Below are 5,140 nucleotides of genomic sequence, written 5' to 3'. Positions count from 1 at the left end.
TACATCAGCTGGTCGCGCTGGGCCAGCGTAAGGCTGATGGGGGCGAAGGCGTAGCGGGCGATGTCGGCCGGCGTGGCGGGCACGATGTCGATGCTGTAGCGCTGCCGGCGGCGCGGTTCGAGCGCGCTCCAGGCGCTCACGGGGGCGAAGAAGTAGCGCTTCTGCTGCGCGTCCAGCGCGGAGGGCAGGCCGAGCAGGATGCGCGGGTCGTAGAAGCGCATCACGACCAATTGACCGCCGTCGATTTCGCAATCCAGGCGGCGCGTGAGCATGGGCGCGAGCACGGGCAGCGTGTAGGGACTGGTTATCCAGCTGACGCTGGGCGCGGCCTGTTCCAGCCGCGCCTACGTGGTGAAGTCAAATTGCTTCGTGCAAACGCTAACGTAGTGGTCGATCGACGTGTCCTTCCTGGTCATATTAACGTTACCCCGAAGGGCGAAGTCATCCAAGTGATGAGCAGTGTGGGGTTGTCGGAGACCGAAAAACAGGCATTGCAGCGGGCGGGCGATATCCGCTGAGTTCTTAACTCAGGAAGGCTGGTCTGAGGGCGCCAACGGCGAGATCCTAAACTCCCGTGGTAGAAAACTGTTTGATATCGGCTTCATCAACGCGATCAAAAAAACACTTGCTTCATGATCGCACTGAAAAAGCGAATTCGTCGCCCCAGCCGGTTCAAGCTCACTAATCTCCAGACCCAAAGTATCTGAGCGTTTTACCCACATCATAGTGACACTTTTATGGTCGTGGAAAAGCCTTTACAACGACTTCGCCGTTTCGCGTGCTACTCTTTCGTTCTCTTCCGCTATCGCATAGTACTTGGAGTACGTTTCTATACGAGTGAAATCCTCAAGAGATCGAATCTCGTCTGGAGAGTAGCGCATCCGGCGGTTCATGACCGCAAACATTGTGAGTGCTGAGAGAAAGATCAGAGATACAAATATGAGAAGCATACCGCGCAATGAAAACACGCGCCCCCAAAATCCATGAATCTCCAAAGCAGGGGTCCAAGGAACCGGCGAAGGCATGAAACTCAGCGGATAAACCACTCCAACCAGAAATAACGCTGAAACCATTATTAGTGCCCACATAATCGCTGCTGATGACTCAGGGTTTGACGACGTGGCTTCGAGAAAGTCCGAAATCGTTCGCATGTGATGGCGTATCTCGACTTCTAACGCATCGATCGCTTCACGCTCCTTCTGAAGTTCGGCATGCGGATTATTAATTGATGAAAGCCTGCGCGAAATCGGATGTGACATGGGAATAGAGAATCCGTCTCCGCCCAACCCTAGCGATGATGCCAACGCCCCGGCCGCCCCAAGCTTTGAGCGACGCTCTGATTGAAACCGTGCCATTTCTTGGATGCGTTGTCGCTCAGCCTCAGCAGCCGCCTCACGCCTATCCTTTGCAGATTGAAGAGCTCGAATTGCATTTTCGCGCGCGAGATAAGGTGGGAACCTTAGCTTCGCATAGAGATCTTCTGACGTGAGGTTATCGTCCTTATCAAGGAGATCCTCAGCCTTCTCCAACTGACTCTCCGCCATGAGGCGAACATACCATGCAAAGGCAAGGTTTTCCGCACTATTCTCCAACTTGGTTGCTGCCGCTCGAAGCGACTTGAAGCGAGCAGTTCTTTCGCCGAATTGCGCTTGATTGGAAAGAATCTTAGTAATAATGAACGCACCAAAAATGCCAACTATCGCCGCCGAAGACTGCGAAAGTGAGCTGAAAAACCAATTCCAATCCATCGTATTTCCTATTAATTGTCCAATCAGTTCAAAACCGATTATTTTTAATATACAGCTACCGCAGCGGCCAACGCTATCGCCATCAGCCAAAACGCAGCATACTTATTTTCATGAGGGTTGACGATAGGGTTGCAATGGCTAGGGAACCGCAGATCAATTGAGTTTTTGGCGTCGCGGAGCTTGCTCGGTGCTTATCGTTTAAGTTCTACAAGTGAAAAATGGGACGTAAGAACGGCGAATTCGTCTCCGTTCTTACCGATTCTTACGCTCGGGACGGACCTCGGGTGTTGGGCAGCTTAAAGCGTCGGCCAGCGAGCACCAAGTTGGCGAAGGCGAACAGCGAGTAGAGCTGGGCAGTGTTCTTGGCCAGGCCCCGATAGCGCGTTTTGCGATGACGGAAAAGGTTCTTCAGCACATGGAACGGATGCTCGACTTTTGCCCGCACGCTTGCCTTGAGTACTTCAAGCTTTTCGCGTTGGCGCCCCAGCTTATTGTTCGGCAACGCCTTGCGCACCGCGCGCTTCATGGCCACGAACCAGGTTACCGATTTCCCTTGATTCTCTTCGCGCTTTTCAACGCCTTGGTAGCCCGCATCGCCCAGCGCAGCAATCTCGTCGCCGTGCAGCAGCGCGTGCGCTTGCGTGACGTCGGCCACGTTGCCAGCCGTGCCGATCAGCGTGTGCACCAGACCCGAAGTCGCGTCCACGCCAATGTGGGCCTTCATGCCAAAGTGCCAGTCGTTGCCTTTCTTGGACTGGTGCATTTCGGGATCGCGTTGTTTGTCTTGGTTCTTGGTCGATGGTGGTGCCGCGATCAGCGTGGCGTCGACGATGGTCCCCTCGCGCATCATCAAACCCTTCTCGGCCAAGTGGCCGTTGATGGTGTCGAAGATTTGGCGCGTCAGGCCATTGGCTTCGAGCAGATGGCGGAACTTCAGCAAAGTCGTCGCGTCCGGTGCCGACTCGCGGTTCAGGTCGATGCCCACGAAACCCCGGATAGCTTGGCTGTCGTAGATCGCATCTTCAATGCCCTCGTCGGACAGCCCGAAGCACTGCTGGGCCACGTACATGCGCAGCATGCGCGCCAAGCCAATCGGCGGACGGCCAGCACCTGCGGCTTTCGGGTAAAACGGCTCAATGAGCTTGTGCAGCTTGCCCCATGGCGTAACTTGATCAATCTCGGCGAGGAATCGGTCACGCCGCGTGAGCTTCTTCTTGGCGGCGTACTCAAGGTCGGAAAAGCTTCGTTGCATGATCGGCTGGGCAGTGATGGACGATGTCGTATTGTCTCAGGTTCAGGTCGCCGCAGATGCAGCCGCTGAGGAATAATTCAGCGGTTCCCTAGCGGGATTGCCTCCTGGTTTGAGACCGACGCAAGAGCAATTGAACCGGATGGTTGATTCTGACTCTGACTTTCCCCTCAACTGATCGACCGCGCACTTTCGCATGCAAAAGTGGCGGGACATGAGGGAAAACGGCGCTCGCGCCCCGAGCCGGCCGGAGGCCGGGATACTTGAAAGGCCGCCTTGTAGCGGAAATATATGCGAACGTACGGCAAAACCCTTTTCGAAAAAGACGGATTCACTATGGTTGAAGTCTGGGAGATACATGCGGCTGGGCAGAAAGTCCTCATTGGCTATGCTATCTGCGATCCGGATGGCGGAGAGATCGACTTCTTCGGGTCTTATGACGATGCCCTTGCTGAGTTTCAGAGAATTACGGACGACAATGAACCACCTTCTGGATACGGACCCTAAGCTCAAGGAGAACGACATGATCTACCGCCCACTCGTCCGCTGCACCAACTGCGGTATCGAAACCACCAACCAGCCCGAAGGCGACGGTTGTCACGCCTGCTTAGCGAAAAAAGGCGTAAAGACGAAGGACTATGAGGTAAGGGGGCGCGTAGTCCGTCCGAAAATTGCATATGGCCGTCTCCGACCAAATCTGAGCGGATGTCCGCGCGCGACCGGCGAGATAACCGGGTGACATAGATGGCATTGCCTTGCTCGTCGTTGTACGTCTTTCCGGCGAACGCTCGCCGTCAGCGCAGTTGGCGTGGAATTGACATGCGGAACTAGTGTATCGGGCGCCTTTTTGTTCAGCTTTCTCCGGAGCCCCGCAATGGTTAGTCCTATTTTTCTTCCATATGGTCGATTTCAAGAGGCTGAGGTTTCACTTGGGACATGACGGCGCCTCTGAGTAGACCAGCGCGTTTCCTTAGTGAATATGCGTGCATAACACTAATCGGCGCAAACTGCACCGCTGCAACCTTAGCGTGGCCGATGATTACCGGAGAGTTGAAATTTATATTCTTTGGGTCGTCTAGAGGAAGATGCCATTTTCCACCAAAGCTTTCGCGTACAATTTCACCTAGGTAGCGTCCGAATGTAATGATCAGGTCTATTTTCGTTTCTTTGTCAACCGATTCTGTCATTTTGTCGAAAAGAGCTTCCAATTTTTCGAATGAATTAGGATCACGGGTTAGGTTGATCCCGTAATGCTCGGCCTTGTCTTCTAAGGCCTCCAATTGGTCGTCCATAATCATTAGGAAATGATCAAATTTTTCTAATTCCACAGCGTAATTCATGATAACCTTTCAAAATTTGGTGGGTGGGATCTGTGGCCCAATCTTGTAAATTATATTCGCCTTATCTAATGCATCCATGTACGGCCGTGATGCCCCTTTTTCAAGAATGTGCTCAACTTCCCATCCTAGGTCAACAAGTTCCTTATCTTTTTTTATTGCCAATATGTTTTCTTTTGTTAAACTTACAGGCCCAGTCTTTAGTTGCCCCGCATATTTCTCTTCTGCTTTGAGTATGTCGATTTGCCTATTGCCCAGTGATGTAGTGACGGTCCCTTCCTTCGCATTCATTGCAGTACGGTAATCCGCCTCGCGCTGCAGTCCATATTTATAATTCTGCATGTTAACGTCATACTGCTTGCTCCATTGCTCATACTCCTTCGGCCCCCCGCGCTTCTGATATCGCTCCCATCGGTCCGCTTTGTGTTCCGCACTCCCCGGAGTCAGATCCTTACCGGATCCCTTTCCACTCGTTTTGCAGTCCTCACAATCCTTTCCCTTGGTGGGAGTAGATTTTTCCTGCTTTGCTGCAGCCTCTTTCGCCGCCTCAGCCTCTTTCGCAATTTTAGCTTCCTTGGCCGCCGCTTCGGCTGCTTCGGCTTGTTTTTTTGCTTTCGTCAGGTCGGCAACGGTTTGCGTCAGCGCGGCGACTTTTTTCTCCAGGCCCATGATGGCCTTGGTGGCGCGGACGGCTTTGGCGGGCTTGGCCAGCGCGTCGCCCAAATAGGGCACCATGCTGACGGTGCTGAGCGCTGCGCCCCAGTAGTCGCCGCGCGCGATCGAGATGCCGGCGCCGACGATGTCGG

At 53.7% G+C, this 5,140-nt stretch carries 5 protein-coding genes and 1 pseudogene; 1 reads left to right on the top strand and 5 read right to left on the bottom strand.

Annotated elements, in window-relative coordinates:
• Nucleotides 1-284: DUF4123 domain-containing protein (locus tag AC6H42_RS10170; protein WP_497547950.1), on the bottom strand; the 284-nt coding region annotated here is incomplete at its 3' end.
• 175 nt (nucleotides 285-459) lie between these two features.
• Between AC6H42_RS10170 and gmtX the strand changes: the two genes are divergently transcribed.
• Nucleotides 460-636: a gamma-mobile-trio protein GmtX gene (gene gmtX / locus AC6H42_RS10165; protein WP_373888187.1), complete on the top strand. Its 177-nt coding sequence runs from the start codon at nucleotides 460-462 to the stop codon at nucleotides 634-636.
• Nucleotides 637-755: 119 nt separating this feature from the next.
• Here the strand turns inward: gmtX and AC6H42_RS10160 are convergent, their stop codons facing one another.
• The 4 genes and pseudogenes from AC6H42_RS10160 to AC6H42_RS10145 form a co-directional block, all read right to left on the bottom strand.
• Nucleotides 756-1,838: a hypothetical protein gene (locus AC6H42_RS10160; RefSeq protein ID WP_497547949.1), complete on the bottom strand. Its 1,083-nt coding sequence runs from the start codon at nucleotides 1,836-1,838 to the stop codon at nucleotides 756-758.
• A gap of 172 nt (nucleotides 1,839-2,010) precedes the next feature.
• Nucleotides 2,011-3,000 carry an IS5 family transposase gene (locus tag AC6H42_RS10155; protein WP_497547948.1) on the bottom strand — a complete coding sequence of 330 codons (990 nt, stop codon included), beginning with the start codon at nucleotides 2,998-3,000 and terminating at the stop codon, nucleotides 2,011-2,013.
• Nucleotides 3,001-3,881: 881 nt separating this feature from the next.
• Complete coding sequence (locus AC6H42_RS10150) at nucleotides 3,882-4,337, bottom strand: hypothetical protein (protein ID WP_057156809.1); 456 nt, start codon at nucleotides 4,335-4,337, stop codon at nucleotides 3,882-3,884.
• A 9-nt stretch (nucleotides 4,338-4,346) separates the two neighbouring features.
• Nucleotides 4,347-5,140: pseudogene (locus AC6H42_RS10145) on the bottom strand (hypothetical protein); the annotation flags it as partial.

The organism is Massilia sp. NBRC 108631 (genome assembly GCF_059704565.1).
This window is presented reverse-complemented; position numbering and strand designations above follow the sequence as displayed.